Genomic DNA, 4,935 nt, shown 5'->3' on the forward strand with positions numbered 1-4,935 from the left:
GTTTCCAGCTCAATAAGGAAGCTCTTTCATAGAGCCAGTTGTATTGTGTAACCATCTGGTTGGTTCGTGTGTATTGATAGCCGACGAAGCCCAGTATCATCAGCACGATGGTGTCGACGATATAGTATTGCAGCGAGAACATCGTGCCGTTGAACAAGGCGTGGTGGATGAAGCGTATGCCGATGCCTAGCCCCAGCATATAGGCGAACAGTTGGGGGAAGGTGCGCCAGGTCTGGGCACTGGCCTTGCCGGTCATCCAGGCCGCCCAGCCTCCGAGCAGGCAGGTGACGAAGAAGAACTGCCAGATCGACGGTTCCTCGTAGATAATGCCTTGCATGATCAGACTCCTGAACTCAGTGATGCCCGCCTTCGAGATAGGCGGCGCGCACTTCTGGATTGGCGAGCAGTTCCTTGCCGGTGCCGCTCATCGTCACATTGCCGTTGACCATGACATAGCCGCGCGTGGCGAGCTTCAGCGCGCCGAAGGCGTTCTGCTCAACAAGGAACACGGTCAGCCCCTGCGTGCGGTTGAGTTCGCGGATGGCGTCGAAGATCTGCTTGACGATCAGCGGCGCCAACCCCAGCGACGGTTCGTCGAGCAGAAGCAGTTTCGGCCGCGCCATCAGCGCGCGTCCGATCGACAGCATCTGCTGCTCGCCGCCCGACAGCGTGCCGCCGCGCTGGGCGATGCGCTCCTTCAGTCGCGGGAACAGCGCGAACACCTTCTCGACGTCCTCGTCATAGTGCTTGAGGTTGTCGAGGCTGGCGCCCATCTGCAGGTTTTCCATCACCGTCATGCGCGGAAAGATGCGGCGCCCTTCCGGCGACTGCGCGATGCGCATGCGCGCGATCTCGTGCGTCGGCAGCTGGGTGATGTCGGTGCCGGCGAAGGTGATGGTGCCGGCCCGCGCGCGCGGCGCTCCGAAGATGGTCATCATCAGCGTCGACTTGCCGGCGCCGTTGGCGCCGATCAGCGCCACGATCTCACCCTGGTTGACGGTGACATCAACGCCGTTCAACGCCCGGATGTTGCCGTAGTAGGTCTGGACGCCCTTGATATCGAGCAGCGTTGTCCCGGCCATCACTTGTCCCCTCCGCGCTTGCCCGCCGCGGGCTTGGTGGCGGCGGTGGTCTTCCCGGGCGCGGCCTTTCCGGACGCGTGGCTGGTCGCCACCTTGCCCGCGTCGACCCGGCGCGAGAATTCCGTCTCCTTGCCCTGGCCGAGCAGCTTGGCCTGCTTGACCCACTCTTCGCGGGCGATACGGCCATCGAAGGCGAGATAGGCCTCGGCGGCCTCGACATCGGCCTTCTTCCAGGCGCCGATCTGGTCGAAATGGAAGATGCCGTGTTCGTTGAGCTTCTTCTCGTTGACCGTACCGATGCCCTTGATGCGGGTCAGATTGTCGGCCTTGCCGCCACGCGGGGCCGCGAGACGGTTCGAAACGCCTTCGGCTTTCTTCGCCGGCGCTTTGGCTACCGGCTTCTTGGCCGTTGCCGTCTTCGTGGCAGGTTTGGCCGCCGGGGCAGGTTTCGCCGCAACCGGCTTGCTTGCAACGCTGGCCGCGCGGGCATCGACCTGCGCCGCTTTCGAAGCGCCCTTCGACACGGTGACCCGTTCGCCTTCGCTATGGCTGACGGTGTCGCTCACCGGTCCGGCCAGATATGAGGACGATGTCCCCGGACCATGCGCGGCATCGGGGCCGGTATCGAGTTGCTCGATGACGTCCTCGTCGCCGACCTCGGTCAGCACGGTCTCGACCTCCTCGTCGTCAACGCCGAGATAGGCGGCGATGACGCGCGGGTCGGTGCGAACCGACTGCGGGTTGCCGTCGGAGATCTTGCGGCCATATTCCAGCACCACGACGTGGTCGGAAATCTGCATGACGACGGACATGTCGTGCTCGATCAGAAGGATCGACGTGCCGCTGTTGTTCTTGATGTCCATCAGCAGCGTGTTGAGAGCCAGCGATTCCTTCGGGTTGAGACCGGCCGCCGGCTCGTCCAGGCACAGCAGCTCCGGACCCGTGCACATGGCGCGGGCGATCTCGAGCCGGCGCTGGGCGCCGTAGGGCAGGTCGCCGGCGGGATCGTCGGCACGATCGACGAGATCGGCCTTTTCCAGCCAGTACTTGGCGAGTTCGACCGATTCCGCCGACGCCTTGCGATAGCTCGAGAAGCCGAACAGCCCGAGCATCGTATAGCCCGATGCCTTCATCAGCTTGTTGTGCTGAGCGACCAGAAGGTTTTCCAGCAGCGTCATGCCCGAGAACAGACGGATGTTCTGGAAAGTGCGCGCCACCTTGGCGCGCGCCGGTATCTCATGATTGGGCAAGCGTTCGAGCAGATAGCTCGAACCATCGGCCCGGTTGAGCGTGATCATGCCTTCGGACGGCTTGTAGAAGCCCGTGATGCAATTGAACACCGTCGTCTTGCCGGCGCCGTTCGGCCCGATCAGCGCGGTGATCTCGCCGCGCTTGGCGGAGAAGGACAGGTCACCGATGGCAACCAGGCCGCCGAACTTCATCGACAGGTGCTCGACCTGCAGGATGGCGTCCTTCATGGCAGGGTTCTGGGATGGGGTCGCGTTCATCAGCCGTGCCCTTCCTTGGTGAAGGAGCTTGAGACAGCCCTTCGCTCTTTGAGAAAGGCCGTCGGCTCGCGACTGCCGACGAAGCCGCGCGGCTTCCACAGCATGACGATCACCATGGCCATGCCGAACAGAAGCATGCGGTAGAGTTCCGGCGTGAAGTCGGGTCCGAACACCACCTTGAGGAAATCGAGTTCGCGCAGGATTTCCGTACCGCCGATCATCACCAGCGCCGCGATGGCGATGCCGACCAGCGAGCCCATGCCACCCAGGACCACGATGGCCAGGATGATGGCCGATTCCAGGAAGACGAAGGATTCGGGGCTGACGAAGCCTTGCCGGGCGGCGAAGAACGAGCCGGCGAAGCCGCCGAACATGGCGCCGGTGGCGAAGGCCGTCAGCTTGGTGGTTGTGGTGTTGATGCCGAGCGAGCGGCAGGCGATCTCGTCTTCGCGCAGCGCTTCCCATGCCCGGCCGACCGGCAGGCGGCGCAGCCTGATGGTGACGAAGGCGGTGAGCAGGCAAAGCGCCAGGATCAGGTAGTAGAGGAAGATCTTATAGTAGGCGCCGGACTGGGCGATGCCGAGAACCTTGGCGATATAGTTCGGATCGGAGACGTTGAACGACATCAGGCCGAAGAACGAGACCTTCGGGATGCCGGAGATGCCGGCCGAACCATTGGTCACCTCGCGCCAGTTGATCAGCACGAGGCGGATGATCTCGCCGAAGGCAAGGGTCACGATCGCCAGATAGTCACCGCGCAGGCGCAGCACCGGGAAGCCGAGCAGCACGCCCCAGAAGGCGGCCATGCAGCCCGCCGCCGGCAGCAGGATCCAGAACGACAGGCCGTAATGCGTGCCGAGCAGCGCATAGGCATAGGCGCCGACCGCGTAGAAGGCGACGTAGCCGAGGTCGAGCAGGCCGGCGAGGCCGACGACGATGTTCAGCCCCCAGGCCAGCATCACATAGATCAGGATCTGGATGCCGAAATTGTCGACCCACTTCAGCGAACCCTGAAAGCCGACCAGCAGCACGATGATGACCGGATACAAAAGCAGGGCGCCGATGCCTATCTTGGTGAAGTTGCGGCGCACGAAGCCGGCCTCGGTCACCACGGCCGGAGCCTTGGCCTTTTCTTCCTTGGCGCGCTGCATGGCGGGCTGCGCGAAACCGACATAGAGAAACCGGCCGACCGCGGTGGCGATGACCACGCCGGCGAGCAGGCCCCAGCGCTGCACCAGGATCAGTTCGTTGGATATGTTCTGGTCGGTCCGCAGACCGATGAACAGGACGAACAGACCAAGCGCTATGGCGCCGGCATAGAACGCTTCGCGAAGCGCGCGCTGGATGGGAGTCGCGACAGCGTCGCGCTCTGGATTTACTGTAACGGCCATGGGCTCAGACCTTTTCGACTTCTGGCCGGCCCAATATGCCGGAAGGCAGGAAGATCAGGACGATCGCCAGGATCGAGAAGGCGGCGACATCCTTGTAGTCGATCGAGAAGTAAGCCGACCACATGCTCTCGATGAAGCCGATCATCAGTCCGCCGAGCACGGCGCCCGGCAATGAACCGATCCCGCCAAGCACGGCGGCGGTGAATGCCTTCACGCCCGGGACGAAACCGTCGGAGAAGGCGACCACGCCGTAGTACATCAGGAACAGCGTGCCGGCGACGGCGGCGAGCGAGGCGCCCATGATGAAGGTGATCGAGATGGTGCGGTCGACATCGACGCCGAGCAGCGCCGCCATCTTGCGGTCCTGCTCGCAGGCACGCTGGGCGCGCCCGAGCGAGGTCTTGTTGACCAGGTACCAGAACAGAACCAGGAGCAGCGCGGTGACGATGACGATGATGATCTGCTTCAGCGACACGCTGATGCCGCCGATGTCGTAGACCTTCGACACCATCGGCGGGATCGGCTTGTTGCGCGGGCCCTGCGTCACCTGGACGAAGTTCGACAGCGCGATCGACATGCCGATGGCGGTGATCAGCGGCGCCAGCCGGAACGAACCGCGCAGCGGCCGGTAGGCCACCTTTTCGATCGTCCAGTTGTACAGGCTGGTGAGCAGCATCGCCACGATCATCATGATCAGCAACGCTATCACCACGGGCACCGAATAAAACAGCGAGCCGAGGATGAGGAAGACGATCAGCGCCGTGAAGGCGCCCACCATGAAGATATCGCCATGAGCGAAGTTGATCATGCCGATGATGCCGTAGACCATCGTGTAGCCGATTGCGATCAGCCCATAGATCGATCCCAGCGTCAGCCCGTTGATAAGCTGCTGGACAAAGTACTGCATATGTACATGGCTCCCCTGGAATGTCGCCCATGCAGACGCATTCCTTT

5 protein-coding genes are annotated in these 4,935 nt (G+C 62.9%); all 5 read right to left on the bottom strand.

The features are described 5' to 3' along the window. A partial coding sequence (locus tag J0I79_RS03375) for a DUF6867 family protein (protein ID WP_292855313.1) occupies positions 1-337 on the bottom strand: 337 nt, incomplete at its 3' end. A gap of 16 nt (positions 338-353) precedes the next feature. Beyond that, positions 354-1,082 carry an ABC transporter ATP-binding protein gene (locus J0I79_RS03380; protein ID WP_292855314.1) on the bottom strand — a complete coding sequence of 243 codons (729 nt, stop codon included), beginning with the start codon at positions 1,080-1,082 and terminating at the stop codon, positions 354-356. Beyond that, positions 1,082-2,590, bottom strand: coding sequence for an ATP-binding cassette domain-containing protein (locus J0I79_RS03385; RefSeq protein ID WP_292855315.1), 1,509 nt, complete (start codon positions 2,588-2,590; stop codon positions 1,082-1,084). Before J0I79_RS03385 ends, J0I79_RS03380 begins: the two co-directional genes overlap by 1 nt. After that, positions 2,590-3,981, bottom strand: a complete 1,392-nt coding sequence (gene livM, locus J0I79_RS03390; protein ID WP_292855316.1) for a high-affinity branched-chain amino acid ABC transporter permease LivM — start codon at positions 3,979-3,981, stop codon at positions 2,590-2,592. Before livM ends, J0I79_RS03385 begins: the two co-directional genes overlap by 1 nt. Before the next feature lie 4 nt (positions 3,982-3,985). Next, on the bottom strand, positions 3,986-4,888 hold the full coding sequence (locus J0I79_RS03395; RefSeq protein ID WP_292855317.1) for a branched-chain amino acid ABC transporter permease LivH: 903 nt from the start codon (positions 4,886-4,888) through the stop codon (positions 3,986-3,988). Positions 4,889-4,935: the final 47 nt, after the last annotated feature.

The organism is Mesorhizobium sp. (assembly GCF_017306585.1).
GTDB lineage: Bacteria > Pseudomonadota > Alphaproteobacteria > Rhizobiales > Rhizobiaceae > Mesorhizobium.

Excerpts from the sequence above, each read along its gene's own strand:
- J0I79_RS03385 (WP_292855315.1), bottom strand. The coding sequence starts at position 2,590 with ATGAACGCGACCCCATCCCAGAACCCTGCCATGAAGGACGCCATCCTG.
- livM (WP_292855316.1), bottom strand. The coding sequence starts at position 3,981 with ATGGCCGTTACAGTAAATCCAGAGCGCGACGCTGTCGCGACTCCCATC.
- J0I79_RS03380 (WP_292855314.1), bottom strand. The coding sequence starts at position 1,082 with ATGGCCGGGACAACGCTGCTCGATATCAAGGGCGTCCAGACCTACTAC.
- J0I79_RS03395 (WP_292855317.1), bottom strand. The coding sequence starts at position 4,888 with ATGCAGTACTTTGTCCAGCAGCTTATCAACGGGCTGACGCTGGGATCG.